Origin of the sequence: Shewanella ulleungensis (assembly GCF_014648315.1) — a bacterium.
GTDB lineage: Bacteria > Pseudomonadota > Gammaproteobacteria > Enterobacterales > Shewanellaceae > Shewanella > Shewanella ulleungensis.
In genome coordinates this window covers 23,761-45,855 of record NZ_BMQW01000017.1, presented here as the reverse complement: position 1 = coordinate 45,855, position 22,095 = coordinate 23,761, and the positions used below count along the sequence as shown (strand labels likewise).

At 42.6% G+C, this 22,095-nt stretch carries 18 protein-coding genes; 2 read left to right on the top strand and 16 right to left on the bottom strand.

Annotated features, from left to right (window positions below):
* Nucleotides 1-3 precede the first annotated feature (3 nt).
* The 16 genes from dnaE to rpsB all read right to left on the bottom strand — a co-directional run bounded on the left by dnaE (nucleotide 4) and on the right by rpsB (nucleotide 18,313).
* Nucleotides 4-3,480 carry a DNA polymerase III subunit alpha gene (gene dnaE, locus IEY40_RS19550; protein WP_188959225.1) on the bottom strand — a complete coding sequence of 1,159 codons (3,477 nt, stop codon included), beginning with the start codon at nucleotides 3,478-3,480 and terminating at the stop codon, nucleotides 4-6.
* A gap of 110 nt (nucleotides 3,481-3,590) precedes the next feature.
* A complete protein-coding gene (rnhB, locus tag IEY40_RS19545) occupies nucleotides 3,591-4,232 on the bottom strand; it encodes a ribonuclease HII (RefSeq protein WP_188959248.1) in 642 nt (213 codons plus the stop codon).
* A gap of 5 nt (nucleotides 4,233-4,237) precedes the next feature.
* Nucleotides 4,238-5,392 carry a lipid-A-disaccharide synthase gene (lpxB, locus tag IEY40_RS19540; protein WP_188959223.1) on the bottom strand — a complete coding sequence of 385 codons (1,155 nt, stop codon included), beginning with the start codon at nucleotides 5,390-5,392 and terminating at the stop codon, nucleotides 4,238-4,240.
* A gap of 8 nt (nucleotides 5,393-5,400) precedes the next feature.
* On the bottom strand, nucleotides 5,401-6,171 hold the full coding sequence (gene lpxA / locus IEY40_RS19535; protein WP_188959221.1) for an acyl-ACP--UDP-N-acetylglucosamine O-acyltransferase: 771 nt from the start codon (nucleotides 6,169-6,171) through the stop codon (nucleotides 5,401-5,403).
* Nucleotides 6,168-6,629 (bottom strand): 3-hydroxyacyl-ACP dehydratase FabZ, encoded by a 462-nt coding sequence (fabZ, locus tag IEY40_RS19530; protein ID WP_188959219.1) that lies wholly within the window; start codon nucleotides 6,627-6,629, stop codon nucleotides 6,168-6,170. Before fabZ ends, lpxA begins: the two co-directional genes overlap by 4 nt.
* A 30-nt stretch (nucleotides 6,630-6,659) precedes the next feature.
* Nucleotides 6,660-7,685: a UDP-3-O-(3-hydroxymyristoyl)glucosamine N-acyltransferase gene (gene lpxD, locus IEY40_RS19525; protein WP_188959217.1), complete on the bottom strand. Its 1,026-nt coding sequence runs from the start codon at nucleotides 7,683-7,685 to the stop codon at nucleotides 6,660-6,662.
* A 5-nt stretch (nucleotides 7,686-7,690) separates the two neighbouring features.
* Nucleotides 7,691-8,188 carry an OmpH/Skp family outer membrane protein gene (locus IEY40_RS19520; RefSeq protein ID WP_160053907.1) on the bottom strand — a complete coding sequence of 166 codons (498 nt, stop codon included), beginning with the start codon at nucleotides 8,186-8,188 and terminating at the stop codon, nucleotides 7,691-7,693.
* Between the two features lie 64 nt (nucleotides 8,189-8,252).
* Nucleotides 8,253-10,736: an outer membrane protein assembly factor BamA gene (gene bamA / locus IEY40_RS19515; protein ID WP_188959215.1), complete on the bottom strand. Its 2,484-nt coding sequence runs from the start codon at nucleotides 10,734-10,736 to the stop codon at nucleotides 8,253-8,255.
* A 31-nt stretch (nucleotides 10,737-10,767) separates the two neighbouring features.
* Entirely contained in the window at nucleotides 10,768-12,138 is a 1,371-nt protein-coding gene (gene rseP, locus IEY40_RS19510) for a sigma E protease regulator RseP (RefSeq protein ID WP_188959213.1), read from the bottom strand.
* A 12-nt stretch (nucleotides 12,139-12,150) separates the two neighbouring features.
* Nucleotides 12,151-13,341, bottom strand: coding sequence for a 1-deoxy-D-xylulose-5-phosphate reductoisomerase (gene ispC, locus IEY40_RS19505; RefSeq protein WP_188959246.1), 1,191 nt, complete (start codon nucleotides 13,339-13,341; stop codon nucleotides 12,151-12,153).
* Nucleotides 13,342-13,346: 5 nt separating this feature from the next.
* Entirely contained in the window at nucleotides 13,347-14,204 is an 858-nt protein-coding gene (locus IEY40_RS19500) for a phosphatidate cytidylyltransferase (protein WP_188959211.1), read from the bottom strand.
* 22 nt (nucleotides 14,205-14,226) lie between these two features.
* Complete coding sequence (uppS, locus tag IEY40_RS19495) at nucleotides 14,227-15,051, bottom strand: polyprenyl diphosphate synthase (protein ID WP_188959209.1); 825 nt, start codon at nucleotides 15,049-15,051, stop codon at nucleotides 14,227-14,229.
* Between the two features lie 81 nt (nucleotides 15,052-15,132).
* Nucleotides 15,133-15,675 carry a ribosome recycling factor gene (gene frr / locus IEY40_RS19490; RefSeq protein ID WP_283108111.1) on the bottom strand — a complete coding sequence of 181 codons (543 nt, stop codon included), beginning with the start codon at nucleotides 15,673-15,675 and terminating at the stop codon, nucleotides 15,133-15,135.
* 134 nt (nucleotides 15,676-15,809) lie between these two features.
* Complete coding sequence (gene pyrH, locus IEY40_RS19485) at nucleotides 15,810-16,547, bottom strand: UMP kinase (protein WP_188959206.1); 738 nt, start codon at nucleotides 16,545-16,547, stop codon at nucleotides 15,810-15,812.
* A 68-nt stretch (nucleotides 16,548-16,615) separates the two neighbouring features.
* Complete coding sequence (gene tsf / locus IEY40_RS19480) at nucleotides 16,616-17,467, bottom strand: translation elongation factor Ts (RefSeq protein WP_188959205.1); 852 nt, start codon at nucleotides 17,465-17,467, stop codon at nucleotides 16,616-16,618.
* 117 nt (nucleotides 17,468-17,584) lie between these two features.
* Nucleotides 17,585-18,313 carry a 30S ribosomal protein S2 gene (gene rpsB / locus IEY40_RS19475; protein WP_188922121.1) on the bottom strand — a complete coding sequence of 243 codons (729 nt, stop codon included), beginning with the start codon at nucleotides 18,311-18,313 and terminating at the stop codon, nucleotides 17,585-17,587.
* A gap of 372 nt (nucleotides 18,314-18,685) precedes the next feature.
* Between rpsB and map the strand changes: the two genes are divergently transcribed.
* Together map and glnD are read left to right on the top strand one after the other, a co-directional pair.
* Complete coding sequence (gene map / locus IEY40_RS19470; protein ID WP_188959203.1) at nucleotides 18,686-19,483, top strand: type I methionyl aminopeptidase; 798 nt, start codon at nucleotides 18,686-18,688, stop codon at nucleotides 19,481-19,483.
* Nucleotides 19,476-22,076 carry a bifunctional uridylyltransferase/uridylyl-removing protein GlnD gene (glnD, locus tag IEY40_RS19465; protein ID WP_268244208.1) on the top strand — a complete coding sequence of 867 codons (2,601 nt, stop codon included), beginning with the start codon at nucleotides 19,476-19,478 and terminating at the stop codon, nucleotides 22,074-22,076. The genes map and glnD overlap by 8 nt, the downstream gene beginning before the upstream one ends.
* The last annotated feature ends 19 nt before the right edge of the window (nucleotides 22,077-22,095 follow it).

The following is a 22,095-nucleotide window of genomic DNA, read 5'->3' as shown; positions in this document are numbered from 1 at the left end:
AGCCTAATTAAAGGTGATTTTGACGTTATTAGACCCTAGCATGCTTTCAAGCGATAACATGAGCTCATCACTTGGATTTACTCGCCATTCATCACCTAAGGTAATTTTACCGCTGGCTTCTGGTTTAACATAATTAATCACTACTGGTACAGCGCCATTGCGCCATGGTGTCAAGGTTTGTTCAAAGGTTTCAAGCCATTCTGGCGTAACATCATTACCTTGAACATTAATTTCAACTGCGCGAGCAAAGTGGCTGCGAGCCTCACCAATTTCGATAACATTACGGGCATTCATGCGGTTGCCACCGGAGAAATCATCAAAGCTGACATCGCCTTCGCAGATTAAAATACGGTCTTTTTCAAGCAGGTGGCCAAACTTTTCAAACGGCTCGGTAAATAGCATTATTTCGAGACGCGCACTTTTATCATCTAGGGTAACCAGTCCCATTTTAGAACCACGTTTGGTGATCATCACTCGGGTTGCAACCACAAGCCCTGCCGCTTTAACGGTTTTACCGCGCTCGGTTGGGTGAATGTCTTTTAAACGACCATTGGTGTATTGCTTAAGTTCTTTTAAATACTGGTTTATTGGATGCCCAGTCAAATAAAGCCCTAAGGTTTCACGCTCGCCTTCTAGCCAAATTTTATCTGGCCATGGTGTGCATTGGACAAAGTTTTGCTTACTGTCTTCTGGCTCACTATTGAGCAAACCAAACATATCATGTTGTCCAATAGCTTCTGCTTTGGCATGTTGTGCCGCAGCGCTAATGGCTTCTGGTAATGTTGCCATCATTGAGGCGCGATGAGGGCCGAGAGTATCTAATGCCCCTGCTAAAATGAGTTTCTCAATAACGCGCTTGTTGAGCTTTTTTAAATCGACACGGGCACAGAAATCGAATAAATCGATAAAAGGTCCGTCTTTGCGGGCTTCTAAAATCGAATCCACAGGGCCTTCACCCACGCCTTTAATCGCGCCTATGCCGTAAACAATATTAAGCTCGTCATCAACAGTAAATTTAAACAAGCCTTTGTTCACATCAGGCGGAATAAGCGGTAAGCCCATGCGCTCGCACTCATCAACTAAGGTGACGATTTTGTCGGTGTTATCCATATCGGCAGACATTACCGCCGCCATAAACTGCGCAGGATAGTGGGTTTTAAGCCACAATGTTTGGTACGACACTAAGGCATATGCGGCTGAATGCGATTTGTTAAAACCGTAACCAGCGAACTTTTCAACCAAGTCGAAAATTTTCATCGACAGGTCACCGTCGATGCCATTATTTATCGCGCCTTCCTTAAAGGTACCTCGCTGTTTTGCCATTTCTTCTGGCTTTTTCTTACCCATTGCACGACGAAGCATGTCGGCGCCACCTAGGGTATAACCTGACAACACCTGGGCAATCTGCATTACCTGCTCTTGATACAGAATAATGCCGTAAGTGGGTGACAATAGCTCTCTCAACGATTCGTGTTGATATTCAGCATCTGGGTAAGACACTTCTTCACGACCATGCTTACGCTCAATAAAGTTATCAACCATACCTGATTGCAAAGGACCAGGGCGGAACAGTGCCACAAGCGCAATCATGTCTTCAAAACAGTCAGGCTGTAGACGTTTAATCAGGTCTTTCATACCGCGGGATTCAAGCTGGAATACGGCAGTAGTTTCATAACGTTGCAATAATCTGAAACAAGCGGGATCGGTAAGCGAAATGGATTCGATACGAACAGGCTCTTTGCCTTCTTTGACTTGGCGCGGATTAATCATCTGCAATGCCCAGTCAATAATGGTTAAGGTACGTAATCCCAAGAAGTCGAACTTAACTAAACCTGCGGTTTCAACGTCGTTTTTATCAAACTGGGTTACAGGGTTTAAGCCTTCTGCGTCACAGTATAGCGGTGCAAAATCAGTAATCCGAGTCGGTGCAATAACCACACCACCGGCATGCTTACCGGCGTTACGAGTTACGCCTTCTAAGCGGCGGCACATGTCGATTAGCTCTTTTACATCTTCATCGGCGGCATAGGCTTCAGGAAGCGACGGTTCGACCTCAAATGCTTTCGCAAGCGTCATCCCTGGTTCTGCTGGGATCATTTTGGTTAAACGTTCAACAAAACCGTATGGATGGCCTAATACTCGGCCAACATCACGTACTACCGCTTTTGCCGCCATAGTACCAAAGGTAATAATCTGTGATACCGCTTCGCGGCCATAAAGCTCGGCGACATGGTCAATAACCTCGTCACGACGGTCCATGCAAAAGTCGACGTCAAAGTCGGGCATAGAAACACGTTCTGGGTTTAAGAATCGTTCGAATAGTAGGTCATATTCTAACGGATCAAGATCGGTAATTTTAAGTGCATAAGCCACAAGTGAACCCGCACCAGAACCACGACCAGGACCAACGGGAATACCATTATCTTTACCCCATTGAATAAATTCCATTACGATGAGGAAGTAGCCTGGGAACCCCATCTGGTTAATCACTTTTAGTTCAATCTCGAGGCGCTCGTCATACTCTGGTCGTTTTTCGAGGCGAACTTGCTCATTTGGGAACAAAAACGCCAAACGCTCTTCTAAACCTTTACGTGAAACTTCGACTAAGAAGTCTTCAATTGATAAGTCACCGGTGGGGAAATTCGGTAAAAAATACTCGTGTAATCGAATGGTGACGTTACAACGTTTGGCGATTTCAATGGTGTTTTGAATTGCTGACGGAATATCGGCAAACAGCTGGCACATCTCATCTTGACTGCGTAAATACTGTTGATCGCTATAGGTTTTAGGCCGGCGAGGATCAACCAAAGTATAACCATCGTGGATCGCCACCCGAATTTCGTGAGCTTCAAAGTCATCTTGTTTTAAAAACACAACTTGGTTAGTTGCAACAACAGGTAAACCTCTGTTTGATGCGAGTTCGACCGCCATGTGCAAGTAGCGTTCTTCATCTGCTCGACCGGTTCGGATCAGTTCTAAATAATAGCGATCGTTAAAGTGTTGTTGATAAAAACTAACTAGTGAGTCTACTTGAGTTTGATTGCCTTTTAATAAAGCTTTACCGATATCACCCTCTTTTGCGCCCGATAATATAATTAAGCCACGATTGAACTTCACCAACCAATCTTGATCTATCACAACCCGACCATCAACTTGGCCACGTAAGTATGCTTCACTGATGAGCTGGGTTAGGTTTTGATAACCTTCGTTGTCCATGGCAATAATCGTTAACGCACAAAACTCCTTTTCAAAACCTGGGGTTTGCACCCAAAAATCAGCGCCAACAATAGGTTTAATTCCGGCACCATGGCAACCGCTGTAAAATTTGACTAAACCACAAAAATTGTTTTGATCGGTTAACGCTATCGCCGCCATATCGAGGCTTTCTGCTGCTGCAAGAATAGGCTTAACTTTTGCGACGCCATCAGACATCGAAAAATCACTGTGAACGCGTAGATGGACAAAACGAGGATCGGACATAGATTAATTATTCTTCGAAAAAGATGAATGAAACAACACGAAAAAGCGGGATTTAGACTATCAAAATAACCTAGTTTCTCCAATGATTAAGTAGGTTATTGTCTTTAATATCAGAATTTATTCTGCAGTAAAATACGTTCAGCCACAGGTTTAAAACTTTTACGATGCTCAGGCAACACACCATGCAATGCTAAAGCTTCAAAGTGCGCTTTGGTTGGATACCCTTTATGTTTAGCAAAACCATACTGGGGGTATTGGCTGTCTAATATAGCCATTTCTGCATCACGGGTTACTTTAGCAATAATAGATGCAGCGCTTATTGCAGCAACTAAACCGTCTCCTTTAATCACAGCATGGCTGGTAATACCAAAATCAGGTACCCGGTTACCGTCTACAAGCACGCGATGTGGTTGAATGCTTAATCCTGATACAGCACGCTGCATGGCTAACATAGTCGCATGTAAAATATTAAGCTCATCAATTTCAGCAGGACTGGCGCGGCCAACGCAGACACTGAGTGCGTTATCCATAATATCTTGGTATAGAGCATTACGACGTTTTTCACTGAGTTTTTTAGAATCGTTTAGACCAATAATAGGTTTATTAGGATCTAAAATCACCGCTGCGGTTACCACGTCTCCCACTAGTGGTCCACGGCCGACTTCATCAACACCGGCAACAATCCCTTGTGACAACAAATCGACTTGCTCTTGAGTGATATTTTTAATTACTACAGGAATGGTATCCAGCATCGTCATTAAGATTGTCCTATTGTCAGTAATGCGTCAACAGCATCGGCTGCGCGCTCACTGGCATTGCATTTAAGTAACAGATGCAATTGCTCGAATCGGGCATTTAGCGGCGTAAAATCTTGGTTAAGCTGGTTAATTACAGCATCTGCAATTAATTGCGGCTGGCAATTATCCTGAATCAGTTCAGGCACAATCACTTCATTGGCTAATAAATTAGGTAGCGAGTAATTCTTTATTTGCATCATGCGGATAGCAATAGCATAGGTTATCGGGCTAACACGATAAGCCACTACCATTGGGCGTTTTACTAGCATGGCCTCTAATGTGGCTGTGCCTGATGCGAGTAAAATACAGTCGGCTGCAGCCATCACTTCACGCGAATGACCATCAACAATATGAATTTCTAAATCAGGCGCATGTTGTTGCAGGGCGTCGTTAAATTGTTGCTTGCGAGCCTCATTAACCATTGGCGTAACAAACTTAATGTCAGGATAGGCTTGTTTAACGAGCAAAGCCGCTTTAACAAAAGGTTCGGCAAGTTGAGCTAACTCGCCGCCACGAGACCCAGGTAAAATGGCCAGGTATTCTGCTGAAGCGTCTAAACCTAGTTCAGCTCGAGCGGCTAACTTATCACTTTGCATCGGAATATCATCAGCTAAAGTATGACCGACAAAAGTACATGGGACTTGATGTTGGTCGTAAAACGCTTTTTCGAATGGCAATAAAGACAACACCATATTGGTGGCTTTAGCTATTTTAAAGATGCGTTTTGGGCGCCAGGCCCATACAGAAGGACTCACATAATGCACAGTTTTAATGCCTTTAGCTTTTAATTTAAGCTCAAGGCCGATATTAAAATCAGGGGCATCTATACCAATAAAACAATCTGGTGCTAATTCAGTAATTTGTTTGATTAGACTTGAACGAATATGCAGTAATCGAGGCAGTCGCGATAACACTTCCACTAACCCCATTACAGCAAGCTCTTCCATTGAGAAAAGACTTTCAAATCCGAGGGCTTGCATACGTGGACCACCGATACCAATAAAACGGGCATCAGGATGGCGTTGCTTAAGCGACTTAACTAAGCCGGCACCTAAAATATCGCCGGAGATTTCTCCGGCGACAATGGCAAATACTTTTTGTGAACGTTGAGTCATCATTTCTTCTATCGAATAATGCCGCGACCAGGTTGATTAATGAATTCCATAAATGCTTTTACATTATCATCTTTGTCAGCCAACTCGCTGATTTCAGCGTTCGCTTCTTCAATAGTTAAGCTCTTACGGAATACAGCTTTATAAGCATTTAAAATCGCACGCTGGCTTTCTTTAGTAAAACCACGACGCTTTAATCCTTCAAGGTTTAAGCCACGTGGCACAGCAGGAGAACCCGCAGCCATTACAAACGGAGGGACATCTTGTAAAATCAGTGACGCACCAGCAGTAAATGCATGATTACCAATGCGAACAAATTGATGCACACCTGTCATACCGCCAAGGATAACCCAATCGCCGACATGCACGTGTCCAGCGATTGAAGCATTGTTAGCCATAATCACGTTGTTTCCCACGACACAGTCGTGAGCAATATGAACATAAGCCATAAATAAGCAATTAGAACCAATACGGGTTTCGTTTTGATCTTGTGTTGTACCACGATGGATAGTCACAGACTCACGAATAATATTGTTGTCGCCGATAATTAAGCGAGTTTGTTCTCCAGCATATTTTTTATCTTGGCACTCTTCGCCAACAGAAGCGAACTGAAAAATCCGGTTACCTTTACCGATAACGGTTGGGCCTTTAACAACCACATGAGAACTAATCCATGTGTCGTCGCCAATCTCAACATTTTCACCAATATATGTCCATGGGCCAATTGTTACATTTTGACCAATTTTGGCAGTTGGGTGAACAAACGCTAATTTATCTATCACTTTTTAATCTCTCTACGTGCGCACATGATTTCAGCAGAACACACTAATTCACCATCAACCAATGCTTCACCAATAAATACTCCGATACCACGGCGTTCTTTGATCATTTTGACGTGAAAATGTATTTGATCGCCTGGCTCAACCACACGTTTAAAACGTGCTTTGTCGATACCAGCAAAATAGTACAATACGTCAGGAGAAGGTTCGGTGCTCATGGTTTTAAAAGCAAGTAAACCTGTGGCTTGTGCCATCGCTTCTAAAATCAACACTCCCGGCATGACCGGCTGAATAGGAAAATGACCTTGGAAAAAAGGTTCATTTATCGTGACGTTTTTAATCGCGTGCAATTGCTCGCCCACGGTAAAATCCAATACACGATCGATCAACAAAAACGGATATCTATGAGGTAGATATTTAAGTATCTCTTTAATATCCATGGTGTTTAATTGGTTTGACACACTACATTCCTTAATCAAGGCAGAATTGGCTTATTCTTCGCCTTTGGTGCTTTTCTCGAGATGTTTCACTCGATTAAATAATTCATCTAATTGACGGAAACGCACAGTGTTTCGACGCCATAGTTTGTTTTCCATTGCGATCGTCGCAGAAGAATACACGCCTTTCTCACGGATGATACTGGTTACGTTAGTGCCGCCAGAAACATGAACACCATCTGCAATACTTAAATGTCCAGCAACGGCAGAATTTCCACCAATAATACAGTATTTACCAATTTCGGTACTACCCGCAATCGTGGAGCTCCCTGCGATAGCAGTATTTTGGCCAATGATCACGTTATGGGCAATTTGAATTTGGTTATCGATAATCACGCCGTCATGAATTTCGGTATGAGACAACGCACCGCGATCGATACTGGTACACGCACCAATTTCAACCCGATTACCAATACGAACCCCGCCAGTTTGAGGAATTTTAATCCAGTTTCCACGCTCGTTGGCATAACCGAATCCATCAGAGCCAATCACTGTACCTGATTGAACAAGACAATGTTGTCCGATGTGCACGTCATGATATACGGTGACGTTAGCCCAAAGACGAGAATCAGAACCAATAATGCTGTCTTCACCGATAACACAGCCGGGTCCAATTTGGACGTTCTCACCCAGAATTGCCCGCGCACCAATAACCACATTAGCGCCAACAGCTGCACCCGAACCAATGATAGCCGACGGGTCGATTTGTGCAGATGGATGAATGCCCGACACTTGCTTGGGCGTGGTATCTAGGAGTTGTGCTACACGAGCAAATGCAACATAAGGGTCACTTATAATTAACGCATTCCCTTGATATAACTCAGCTTCTTTTTCGCTTAGCAATACCGCGCTAGCTTGAGTTGCCTCAAGCTGAGCACGGTACTTACTATTGGCTAAAAAAGAGAGTTGACCTTGGACCGCATCTTCAAGAGTCGCCACACTGGTAATTTCCAATGTGGCATCACCTTTAACCGTTGCCCCCAATTGCTGGCCAAGCTCTTTTAAAGTCACTTTTTGCATATTACTTATTTGCCTTTACTTAAGGCTTCAACCACTTTACCGCTGATATCAGCTTCTGGCTTAACAAAAATAACTGCGCCACGTTGTAGCACTAGGTCATAATTTTCTTTACCAGCAATGGTATTAATGGCTTTTTGAACTTGAACTAATAGCTTATTTTGCTCTTCACCTTGACGACGACGCATGTCTTCATCAAGTGCTTTGCCTTTTAATTGGAATTCTGATTTTAGAGAATCCATTTTACGCACTAGTTCAGTTTTTTGTGTGTCGCTCATTAATGCGCCGTCACGTTGTTGCTTTTCTACCAAAGAACGCATTTCTTCCTGCATTTTTTGAACTTCTGCAACACGATCACCAAACTCAGCTTTTAATGATTTAGAAATTTGCTCGCGCTGTGGCAACTGCTCAAATACTTCACCCATGTCAACCACAGCAATTTTTTCTGCGTGTGCAAGCATAGGCGTAGCAATTAATGCCAATGTTACTAGTGCGCGATTTACCATCTTTTTCAAAGTAGACTCCTGTTAAATTTGTTGTTATCAGCAAAACCTGCCGAGTGTATTTGTTTTAGAACGTTTTGCCAATATTGAACGAGAAAATCTCTGTGTCATCGTCTTCATATTCTTTTATCGGCCAAGCTAAACTGAACACCATTGGACCCATTGGTGATAGCCACTGCACGCTCATACCCCATGACGCACGAATACGCGACGGGTCACTATAATCACTTAACTGCGAGAATTGATCTGCTGGCAAATAACGATAGCCATCATAATCAAACTCGGTATCCCATACGTTACCGGCATCTAAGAAGAAACTGGTACGCACTGAGTTGGTGTAAGCCTCATCTAAAAATGGCGTTGGTACAATCATTTCTAAACTTGCTGTGGCAATCGCGTTACCACCAATAGAGTTACCTTCACTCACATAAACAGCGTCAACATCACCAGGCAAGCTACAACCATCTCCCGATGGATCTGGCGAACACGCTGAACTACCACGGTATAGGTAGAATGAACGCGGACCTACAGAGTTAGATTTAAACCCACGCAATGAGCTTGAACCACCTGAGTAGTAATTCTCCCAGAATGGTAAAATTTGCTCATTATCATTAAAGTTACCATAACCATTTGCGTAACCTAAATGCGCACGAGCTAACAACACAAATCCATGCTGACGGGTCAACGGGAAATAGAAGTTAGTATCAAAATCGGTTTTGAAATATTGTAAATCCGATCCTGGAACCGTCATTTTACCGCTTAGTCGCTGAGACGAACCATCTGTTGGGAATGTGCCGCGGTTAAGCGTGCTGCGGTACCAACCTGCGGTCAATTCAAAGTTATCAAAACTTAAATCTGAATCCACTTCATCGTTTTCACGGTAAATATTGTAAAAACGAACAGCTTGTTCATATGATGAAATTTCAGAAATCGTATTATGACGATAACCAATACCACCATTTAAACGGTTAGATTCGTTAATCGGGAAGCCTGAGTTAAGTGCTACGCCATAAGATTTATTCTTATAACGTTCAAGGTTAGCCTGATTAGCATCAAACTCGTTCCAGTACACACTGCCGCCTAAACTCACACCATCTTTAGTAAAGTATGGGTCGGTATAAGACAAGGTCGCACTTTTTGAATACTTGTTAGTATTAACACTAAAACCAGCTTGGTTACCCGTTCCGAGGAAGTTATTTTGCTCAACCCCAAACTGCAAGCTAACACCTGATTCAGTACCATAACCAACACCAGCGTTGAACGAACCAGAAGGCTGTTCTTTTACCGTTACGGCTACGTCAACAAGGTCGTCACTACCAGGTACTTGAACGGTCTCGGTCTCTACTGTTTCGAAGTAACCTAGGCGGTTAAGACGAGTTTTAGACTGTTCAATTTGTGCTGAGTTTAACCAAGCACCTTCCATTTGACGTAACTCTCGACGCATCACTTCATCTTTGGTCACAGTGTTACCTGTGAAATTGATAGAGCGAACATAAACACGTTTACCTGGTTTAATATTGATGTTTAATACAACTTCTTTATTTTCGTCATCAATTTCAGGATATGTTTTCACTTCTGGGTAAGCATAACCAAAGCGGCCTAAATATTTACTGTACATTTCTTCGGTGAATGTCACATCAGCACCGTTGTACATATTGCCTGCTTTAATTGGCAAAATAGATGTCATTAACTCTTCACGGCCCATTAAGTCGCCGACTAAGTTAACTTCTTTAACTTTGTATTTCTCGCCTTCATTAACGTTGATTGTGATGTACAAACCTTTTCGGTCTGGCGTCATCGCAACCTGCGTTGAAGTCACTTCAAAGCGGATATAACCTTGATTGTGATAATAGGTTTTAATGGTTTCTAAATCAGCCTGTAACTTTTGCTTTTGATAGCGACGTTCACCGAATAAATCCCACCACGCAACATAGTCTTTAAGCTCAAGCATGCTGATAAGCTCTGAGTCAGTAAATACTGTGTTACCTACTACGTTAATTTGGCGAATTTCTGCGGCTAAACCTTCAGTAAACTTAAATTTAAGTTCAACACGGTTACGCGGTAAGTTGATAATTTGCGCTTCAACTTTGGCGCCATATTTACCTACGCCGTAATAGAAATCTTGCAGACCTTTTTCGATGCCTGACAACATAGTTCTATCTAATGATTCACCAGATTTAACACCAGAGCCATCAAGACTTTCTTGTAACTGTTCGTCTTTGATGTCTTTATTACCTTCAAACGAGATAATACTGATGGTTGGACGTTCTTTTACGGCTACATACAATATGCCATTTTCATGACTTATACTGATGTTTTCAAAATTAGTTGAGCCATATAGGCTCTTAATTGCTTGCTGTAATTTAACTTCATCTATCGTGTCACCTATTTTCACAGGTAAGTTTAATAGCGCCGCACCGAGAGCAACTCGTTGCAGACCTTCTACTTGAATGTCGGTCACTTCAAAAGGTTGGAAAGACTCTGCCCAACCATTCCCTGAAAAAGACGCGCCGACGAATAACATCGAGGCAAAAATTTTATTCAATCTCATAGAGCACTTCTAATTATTAGTCTGTCCTTGCTCAGAGTCGGGCAAAATCGTTGAATAGGGCGACACCCATCAACATTAGCAGCAAAGCTGCGCCAAACCTGAAACCTATTTCCTGCACCTTTTCAGGTACAGGCTTACCAGTAATCACTTCAACAAAGTAATACAGCAAGTGTCCACCATCAAGCACTGGCAAAGGCATTAAATTAATGATGCCTAAGTTAACGCTGATGAGCGCGATAAACCCAAGAAAGTATACTAAACCGTAACTTGCACTGGCGCCTGCGCCTTGTGCAATCGAGATAGGACCACTTAAGTTTTTCACCGACACATCGCCGGTAAATAATTTTCCAATCATCTTGAAACTGACCACAACAAGTTGCCATGTTTTATCAGTCGCGGCGATGAAAGAATCTACTATGCCATACTCAAGATCAAAGCGCATATTGTCAGGCCATGGCGCTTGAGTAGGACTAATGCCAACAATACCAATGGTTTCCCCATCTGAGTTTTGTTGTGCTTTAGGTGTTACATCAACATTGATCACTTGCCCATCTCGTATCAATGTCATGTTTATCGTTTCATTTGCAGATGTTTGTACCACATCGACAAAAGCTTTCCAATCACTGTAAGGATGACCATTAATCGCTGACAATTTGTCTCCGACTTTTATTCCGGCTTGCTCTGCCGCACTCTCGGCCGACACTAAGGCAATGGTAGGGTCAATCCCTGGGCGGAATATGCCTAAACCAAGCGAAATAATAGGCGACGTTTTTTCTGGGTCAAAAATCCAAGCACTTGTATCTAATGTTACCGTTTTCGTTGGCATATCCATGCTCGATAGCGTGGCAAGGGGGGCTAAGGTTAATTCGATACTGGGATCACCAATATGCCCTACTAAGGCTAAATTCACTTCTTCCCACGTACGAACTTTCTGCCCTGACACCGCAATAATCTGTTGCGGTTCAACGACATTAATAATGCCTGCGGGGCTGTCTAATTTAGTGCTATCAATAACAGGCTTTAACGATGGTGTACCGATTAAGTACATAATATATAAAGCAACTATAGCAAAAATAAAATTGGCAATGGGGCCAGCTGAGACAATAGCAATTCGTTGCCAAACCGTTTTACGATTAAATGCTTGGTCAGCAAGTTCTGCTGGTACGTCTTCAACACGCTCATCGAGCATTTTGACATAGCCACCCAATGGGATCATCGCGACCACGTATTCGGTGCCGTCTTGACCCACTTTGCGCCAAATTGCCTTGCCAAAACCGATAGAGAAACGCTCTACTTTGACACCACAACGACGAGCAACCCAAAAATGACCGTATTCATGGGCGGTAATTAAAATGCCCAATGCCACGATAAAGGAACCAAGGCTCCAAAAAAAATCTATCATCATTTCCCTGAATTAATTAAGTGCGTTAATAACCGATTTAGCCGTTTTGCGCGCTTGCTCATCAAGCTGCAAAATATCTTCAATATTGGCTAAGCGTGTTTGTTGCACTGAGTCTAAACAATGATGATTAACATCAGCGATATCGGTAAAACGGATCTGACCTTTTAAAAATGAATCGACGGCAATTTCGTTAGCCGCATTTAACACTGTTGTCGCATCTTGCCCTTGTTCGCAAGCTTGCATCGCTAAGCGTAAACAAGGAAAACGACTAAAGTCAGGTTCACAAAAGCTTAATTCTCCGACTTTGAAAAAGTCTAAAGGTTCAACACCGGCCTGAATTCTTTGCGGATAGCTCATACAATGAGCAATTGGAGTGCGCATATCGGGATTTCCCATTTGCGCAATCACTGAACCATCTCGATATTGCACCATTGAATGAATAACACTCTGAGGGTGAATAACCACTTTTAGCTGGTCTTTTTGGGTGTTAAACAACCAACGAGCTTCGATAAACTCTAAACCTTTATTCATCATAGTGGCCGAATCAACCGAAATCTTAGGGCCCATAGACCAATTAGGGTGATTACACGCCTGAGCCGGTGTCATGGTGCTCAAGGTGGTTAAATCGGTATGAAGAAAAGGCCCACCTGATCCCGTTAGCAAAATATGCGAAATACCATTGCCATTAAGATCACAGTAACCAAGCTGGTCTTGTACTTGCTGAGGTAAACATTGAAAAATAGCATTATGTTCGCTGTCGACGGGTAACACTGTTGCACCAGAAGCTTTAGCGGTATTCATAAACAGTTCGCCAGACATCACCAACGCTTCTTTGTTAGCCAACAGCACGCGTTTACCCGCCTTTACGGCATCAAATGTCGGCACGAGTCCAGCAGCACCAACAATGGCAGCCATCACGGTATCTGTTTTACTGTCGGTAACTAACGCATTTAGCGCTTCTGCGCCTGTGGTGACTTGAGTGGCACTATGTGAAGGTAATAGAGCTTTTAGCTGCATAGCAGCAGCCTCATCGACCATATGAGCGTATTGTGGTTGATACTTAACACACAGGGCGAGCATTTTATCAACACTGGCATTGGCAACTAAGCCATAGACATGAAACTCGGCAGGGTTACTTGCTATCACGCTCAGAGTGCTTGCGCCAATGGAACCTGTCGCTCCTAGTATCACCATATTTTGCATCGACATTACATCCACATCGCGATATAGATAAAGGTAAACACGGGCAATGCAGCAGTTAAGCTATCGATACGATCTAAAATACCGCCATGGCCTGGTAAAATAGTCCCCGAATCTTTGATGTTGGCAGCACGCTTGAACATGCTTTCAGATAAATCACCAAATGCAGATGCTAATGCTGTCACTAACGTGACCACAACCAACAAGCCAAGTTCTTGTTCTGGGGCGACATACATTACGCCAGCAACCACTATCATCGTAGTTAATAAACCGCCAGCTAAGCCTTCTAGTGTTTTAGCAGGGCTAACGCTAGGCATTAACTTGTGCTTACCTAATTTACGCCCCGCAAAGTAGGCTCCAGTATCGGTAGCCCAAACCACCAACATCACCAAAAAGACTAATGCACCACCATAATAAGGGTCAACATTATTACTCAATGACTTAAGTGCAATCAATGAAGCAAAACACGGCACTAACGTTAACTGTCCAAACATAGACTTTAACATTGGGCTGGTTTTCCAAAATTTTGCGCTTTTAGGAAAACTAAAAACCAGTAAGCTACTGACAATCCACCAGAAAACACCGATGCTAATTATTGCCAAGTACATTGGGTGTAACTGGCCTTTAAACCACAAAACATCCACTGGCACGGTTAAATTAAGGGCAATTAACAAAAAACCTAACGTAGCGGTAAAAGACCATTGAGTTGCATTGCACTGGGGATCAATAAAACTGCCCCACTCTTTTGCGGCAATCAAAAAAACGGGCACCAATACCCAGGCAAATAAATTTGCTGGTAGTAAAAAAATTGCCCCGAGTACAATTGGGATTAACCACAATGCTGTTATTATTCGTTGTTTTAGCAAAAACTAATCCTCTTAATATTTTTTATATTGCGCGTATCTGTTCGATTTGACTCCCAGTCAAACCAAAACGACGCTGCCGACTTGCAAATATGGCAAGGGCATCTCGAAATGCTTGCTCATCAAAGTCAGGCCACAAGGTGTCAGTAAACACCAATTCGGCATATGCAGCCTGCCATAAAACAAAATTACTAATGCGGTAATCACCGCCAGTACGGATCATTAAATCAACTTCGCTCTGATTTTGCATGCACAAATGTTCATTTAGTGCATCTTCGGTCATCTGACTGCTGTTGATTTCACCAGTTGCGACCTTTTCGGCTAATTTTTGAGCCGCTTGTAAGATATCCCAACGCCCGCCGTAGTTAGCTGCAACATTCAATATTAGCCCTGTATTGGCTGCTGTTTTCTCTTGGGCTGCTGCTATCTGCTTTTGTAAGCGCGCTGAAAAGCGACTGGTATCACCAATAATATTGAGCCTTACTTGATTTTTATCGAGCAATTTTAGCTCACGCTGCAACACAGTAAAAAACAGCTCCATTAATAAACTGACTTCTTTATCTGGTCTGCGCCAATTCTCACTCGAAAATGCAAATAGCGTTAACGATTCAATCCCTAACTGACTTGCTGTGCTAACAGCACGACGAACGGCTTTAACACCTGCTTTATGGCCAAACACACGAGCTTTGCCCTGCAATTGTGCCCAGCGACCATTACCATCCATGATAATTGCAACATGCTTTGGTAGAGATTGTTTAACTACATCAGATAATTGTCCCGGCATTAATTGCGAAGACATAGCCTCCGGATCTGCATTAGGGTCTGATTCAAACTCAACTGTAGATGACATCTACGGCAATCCTTTATAAAAACAAACGCCGTGTAGTATACCCTTACACGGCGTGTTAACTCTAGCGTCTAAGTTGAGAGATTATACTTCCATCAACTCTTTTTCTTTAGCCGCTAAAATTGTATCGATATTTTTGATGAATGAATCGGTGTGCTTTTGCACGTCTTCTTCACTGCGGCGCACGTCATCTTCAGTACATTCTTTGGCTTTCTCAAGCTTCTTCACTTCACTGATCGCGTCACGGCGTACGTTACGGATAGCAATACGACCATTTTCGGCTTCGTTTTTAACCACTTTAATGAAATCTTTACGACGCTCTTCTGTTAATGCTGGTAATGGAATACGCAATGTTGCACCAGCTGTCATAGGGTTTAAACCTAGATCAGAGCTCATAATGGCCTTCTCAACAGCTTGTACCATAGTACGGTCAAAAACAGTTACCGTTAATGTACGAGAATCTTCAACACCAACGTTAGCAACTTGCTTAAGAGGTGCCATAGAACCGTAATAAGAAACCTGAATAGAGTCTAATAAACTTGGGTGTGCACGGCCGGTACGAACTTTAGCCATTTGGTTTTTAGTTGCATCTACGCACTTACCCATGCGCTCTTGCGCATCTAACATAATTGTATCAATCACAATAATTTCCTTTTTGTCACAAATTCATGTGTGCTTGAGCTTTAGTCTAAGAATGACACAAGCAATAAAACAGCTCAAACAGTTAATTTATTTGGTGTCACTATTTTTTACTTCTGTGATTAAGCAGGTTGTTTACTGCTAATAACAGTACCTTCTTCTTCGCCCATAATCACACGACGTAGTGCGCCAGGCTTGTTCATATTGAACACTAAAATAGGCATATTATGATCACGCGCCATTGTAAATGCTGCAAGGTCCATTACTTTTAATTCTGATTCAAGGACTTCAGCGTAGGTTAACGTATCATATTTAACAGCTTCAGGGTCTTTCATTGGATCAGCAGAGTATACGCCATCTACTTTTGTCCCTTTAAGTACGACTTCAGCTTCGATTTCGATACCGCGCAAACAAGCCGCAGAATCTGTTGTACAAAATGGGTTACCCGTACCTGCAGCAAAAATCACTACACGGCCAGATTTTAATAAGCTAATTGCTTCAGCCCAATTATAGTCATCACACACGCCTTTAAGCGGAATGGCTGACATAAGACGAGCATTAACATATGCACGGTGCAACGCATCACGCATGGCTAAGCCATTCATTACGGTTGCTAACATACCCATGTGATCGCCCACCACGCGGTTCATGCCAGCTTTTGCTAAGCCTTCACCACGAAACAGATTACCACCACCAATAACCACACCAACTTGAATGCCGAGTTCAACAAGCTCTTTTACTTCTTGTGCCATACGATCAAGTACTTTTGGGTCAATGCCGAAGCCTTCTTCACCCATTAAAGCTTCACCGCTTAATTTAAGCAGAATACGTCTAAACGCTGGTTTTGGATTGGTGCTCATAATTTTCGTCCTGATTATAACAAGACCGCAGCGGTTGCTGCGGTCTTAGGGTACTTAGAGAAAAGCGATTACGCTTTTTTAGTTGCAGCGATTTGCGCCGCTACTTCAGCAGCAAAATCTTCTGCCTTCTTCTCGATACCTTCGCCAACTTCTAAACGAATGAAGTTAGACACTGTTGCTTTTTTCTCTTTAAGAACTTCGCCAACAGTTTTCTTAGGTTCCATGATGTAAGCTTGACCAGTAAGAGAGATCTCACCAGTAAACTTCTTCATACGACCTACAACCATCTTCTCAGCGATTTCAGCAGGCTTGCCTTCATTCATCGCGATTTCGATTTGAAGCGCTTGCTCTCTTTCTACAAGTTCAGCAGGCACATCGTCTGGATTTACGAATTCTGGCTTAGAAGCAGCAACGTGCATTGCGATGTGCTTTAAGGTTTCTTCGTCAGCGTCACCAGCAACAACAACACCGATACGGTCGCCGTGGCGGTATGAAGCTAAGTTAGCACCGTCGATGTACTCAACGCGACGAACGTTGATGTTTTCACCGATTTTAGTTACTAGAGCAACACGAGTTTCTTCAAACTGTGCTTTAAGATCTTCAATAGTTACTTTCGATGCAGCAGCTACGTCTAACACTGCGTTAGCGAAACCTAGGAAGTTTGAATCTTTAGCAACGAAGTCAGTTTGACAGTTAACTTCTAAAAGTGCAGCGAAACCGTCGCCGTTCTTGATTAGAATTGTACCGTCTGCAGCGATGTTACCTGCTTTTTTAGCAGCCTTCGCAGCACCACTCTTACGCATGTTATCAATCGCTAGTTCGATGTCACCGTCAGTTTCAGTCAGTGCATTCTTACAGTCCATCATGCCAGCGCCAGTGCGGTCACGAAGTTCTTTAACTTGGGCAGCAGTAATTGCCATTGTTAAATCCTCTAATTTAATTCGTCTAATTTTGCATTTATAAAACAGGGGCCAAAAGGCCCCTGTTCACCAATTATCTTATTGGCAAATAAGGGAGATGGTAACCATCACGCCTTATTAAACAGCTTCTACGAAACCGTCTTGCTCAGCTTGAACAGCTAAATCTTGACCACGGCCAGAGTTGGCAGCAGCAGCAACAGATGAAGTGTACAAACGAATAGCACGCATCGCGTCGTCGTTACCAGGAACGATGTAGTTAACACCGTCTGGTGCAGAGTTAGTATCAACTACTGCAACAACTGGGATACCTAGGTTGTTTGCTTCTTTAATAGCGATATGCTCATGGTCAGCACCGATAACGAATAATACGTCAGGTAAGCCGCCCATGTTCTTGATTCCGCCTAAAGACTTTTCTAACTTGTCTAGTTCGCGTGAACGCATTAGCGCTTCTTTTTTAGTAAGCTTGTCGAAAGTACCGTCTACAGACTGGCTTTCTAGCTCTTTAAGACGCTTGATTGACTGACGAACAGTTTTCCAGTTTGTTAACATACCGCCTAACCAGCGGTGATCAACATAGTACTGGTCACAAGAAATTGCAGATTCTTTGATAGCTTCGCCAGCAGCGCGCTTAGTACCTACGAATAATACTTTACCTTTCTTAGAAGCAACGTTGCTAATGAAAGCTAAAGCTTCGTTGAACATTGGTACAGTGTGCTCAAGGTTGATGATGTGTACACCGTTACGAGCGCCGAAGATGAAAGGCTTCATCTTTGGGTTCCAGTAACGTGTTTGGTGACCGAAGTGAACACCAGCTTGTAGCATGTCGCGCATTGAAACAGTAGTCATTGTATTTACCTTAATGTAAGGGGTTAGACCTCCACGCATCCCATGTTTTCGACCCTCTAAACTCAATATGAATTAGAAAGCACCCCGAAAAATGTGTCGATACGTGTGTGATTTAGTATTTAAGTTAATTGCCATGTATAATGACCGCCATATTTTACGGTTTGCCGAACTCTTTGTGATGATTTGTTTAAAATGCTTATAAATAAGCGTTTAATTACACCAACCGACATCGAGTTAACTCGAACCGTACAACAACGATCTTATACACAACGGCGCGCTTTATACCATAATCGGCAACTAAATACAAATTTTTGCCATAAAATCCTTGGATAAAACTAGCCAATTTTGACCGCCAAATGATAGAGAGTTTTCATGAGTATTGTGATTAAAAATGCAGACGAAATAGCAAAAATGCGTGCCGCAGGCAAATTAGCAGCGCAGGTATTGGAAATGGTTGCTCCTTTTGTAAAGGCAGGCGTCACCACCGATGAGTTAAACGACATTTGTGCCAAATACACAGAAGAGCAAGGTGCTATTTCTGCACCGCTTAATTATCATGGTTTTCCAAAGTCTATTTGTACTTCGGTAAACGAAGTGGTCTGCCACGGCATCCCTTCTGGCTATGTGCTAAAAGAAGGCGATATGATTAACCTTGATATTACAGTGATTAAAGATGGTTATCATGGCGACACCTCTAAAATGTTTTTAATCGGTGAAGTGTCAGCAAAAGACAAACGTTTAAGCCGTATCGCGCAAGAAAGTTTATATTTGGCTATTCGCAAGGTGCGTCCAGGTTTAAAATTAGGCGAAATTGGTACAACCATCGAAAAATTCATCAAAGCCAGTAAAACAGGACTTGATAAGTATTCTATCGTGCAAGATTATTGTGGGCATGGAATTGGTTCAGGTTTTCATGAAGAGCCACAGGTCGTTCATTACAAGAATAATGACAAAACGACTCTTAAGCCTGGTATGTGTTTTACTATCGAGCCAATGATCAACGCGGGTCGACATACGACAATACTGGATAAAAACGACAATTGGACTGTGACTACGTCTGATGGTAAAAATTCTGCACAATGGGAACATACATTACTTGTTACCGAAACCGGTGTAGAAGTATTAACTTTACGCGAAGAAGAAGACTTCCCTCGTATCATTAATCACTAATCAAAAAGTAAGGGTTTCAATGAATACTGCGCTGGCCACCAAAAATGCATTAGTAGACTTAAACCAGCGCTTAGTTGAGCAATACACAGCAAAGCATCCAATCGCTGACATTGTTAAACATCGTAGTCAATTTGTTGATTCTTTACTCACTCAAGCATGGCAAGACTTTGCGTTAAACACTGACGCACTTGCCTTGGTTGCTGTGGGTGGTTATGGTCGCGGTGAATTGCACCCGCACTCAGACATTGATTTACTTTTTTTAGTGAATGATGAGCCTTTATCTGCTGAATTAGAGACTCAATTAAGTCAGTTCATCACCTATCTTTGGGATACCGGCCTTGAAATTGGCCATAGTGTTCGCACCATCGCGCAAACAATTGAACAAGGTAAATCAGACATTACCATTGCCACCAATCTCATTGAGGCAAGACTATTAACCGGTAATGAACATTTATTCGACCTGCTTTACGACAATATTCGTCAACACGACTTTTGGCCATCTTATGATTTCTATAATGCAAAAAAAGATGAACAAACCAATCGTCACAGTAAAGCCAGTGCTTTCGACTTAGAACCCAATATTAAAACCTGCCCAGGTGGACTTCGCGATATTCAAACCATCGCATGGGTTGCTATGCGTCACTTTGATGCGGCCACATTAGAAGAACTGGTTGAACATAATTTTCTGGCGCCAGCAGAGCTTGAAGAGTTGCTAGAGTGTCAAAACTTTTTATGGGAAATCCGCTTCGCCTTGCACATCACAGCTAATCGCAATGAAAATAGACTCTTGTTTGATTTGCAGCGCCAAATTGCTAGCTTACTCGGCTATGAAGACGCGACTCAACTGGCGGTTGAGCAAATGATGAAACGCTACTATCGCACGGTTCGCCGAGTGATGGAGCTCAATCAAATGCTGTTACAGCTATTTAAACGCGCCACCCTTGGGCATACGCAAGCTTTAGAAATTCAACCCATAAATAGCATGTTTCAACGCCGTGGACGATACATCGAAGTATTAGACGATGACTTATTTACTCGCGCTAATGAAGAAATTTTGCGTTTATTTCTAATGATAGCCAAAAACTCTAATATTCAAGATATTTACGCACCGACACTTCGCTTGTTGCGTAATGCTCGTCGGGGACTAACCGCACCATTACAAGATAACCCCGCCTGTCGCAAAGTGCTGATGGAAATTTTAAAGCATCCTAGAGGCATTGAAGCATTATCATTTATGCACAAGCACGGTATTTTATCTTCATATTTACCTGCCTGGCGTAAAATTGAAGGCCAGATGCAGTTCGACTTATTCCATGCTTACACTGTTGATGAACACACTCACAGGTTATTACTTAACATTGAGCGTTTCTCACAATCAGAGCAAAAAGATGAGTTCCCTTTAGGGGCGATTTTAATTAATCAATTGCCTAAAAAAGGTTTATTGGTATTGGGAGCAATATTTCATGATATTGCCAAAGGTCGCGGTGGCGATCACAGTAAATTAGGCTCAAAAGATGCCATCGACTTTTGTAAATTACATGGCATGAATGATCATGACGGTCGATTAGTCGCTTGGTTAGTTGAAAACCACTTAGTCATGTCTGTGACCGCGCAGCGCCGTGATATTTCAGATCCTGAAGTGGTCGCTGAATTTGCAGACAAAGTGCGCGATGCTATTCATCTGAGCTATTTATATTGCCTTACCGTCGCAGACATTTGTGCCACAAATGAAAAAACCTGGAACAACTGGAAAGGCTCATTACTGCGCGATCTGTACTTCTCGACTCAACGTGTATTAGCGCGCGGCAAAGAAAAACCTGTTGATGTAAAAGCGCGTGTAAAAGAGATACAAGCTAAAGCAAAAAAAGAATTAATAAGGCGTGGCATAAAAGAAAAAGACATGGACACCCTGTGGTCACGTTTTAAGTCTGACTATTTTATACGCCATCAACCTAATCAGGTCGCTTGGCATGCTGAAGCCATTCTAAAACACAATCGCGACGAACCATTGGTGTTAATGTCTAAACACACCACTAGAGGTGGTACAGAACTGTTTATTTACAGTAAAGATAAGCCCAAATTGTTCGCAACGGTAATGACCGTATTAGACAATAAAAATATCAATGTTCATGATGCTAACATTATGACGTCAAAAGATAATTATGCGCTCGACACCTTTGTTATTTTAGAACAAGATGGCGAGCCTATTTTGCAGTTGTCGCGTATTCAAAGTATTCGTAAAGCGCTTGAAAAAGCCCTAGCCAGTGAAAATCCGAAGCTGCCAAAGTTCAGAAAACTTGCGCGGATCATGAAACCTTTTAATGTTGCCACCCATGTGAGTTTCTTACCAAGTGCTCGTCATGGTACAAGTATGATGGAATTAATCACCTTGGACACGCCAGGCCTGCTCGCCAAGGTCGGCGATACGTTTTATCGTTGCGAAGTCACCTTATTAGCCGCCAAAATTACCACGATTGGTGAGCGCGCAGAGGATTTCTTTATTTTGCAGACCCAAAGTGGTGAAGCATTAGACGAACAGCAACAACGACAATTATCAGAAGCCCTTATATTGGCACTGAAATCCACTAACTAATTTTTTAAAACTCAATGTT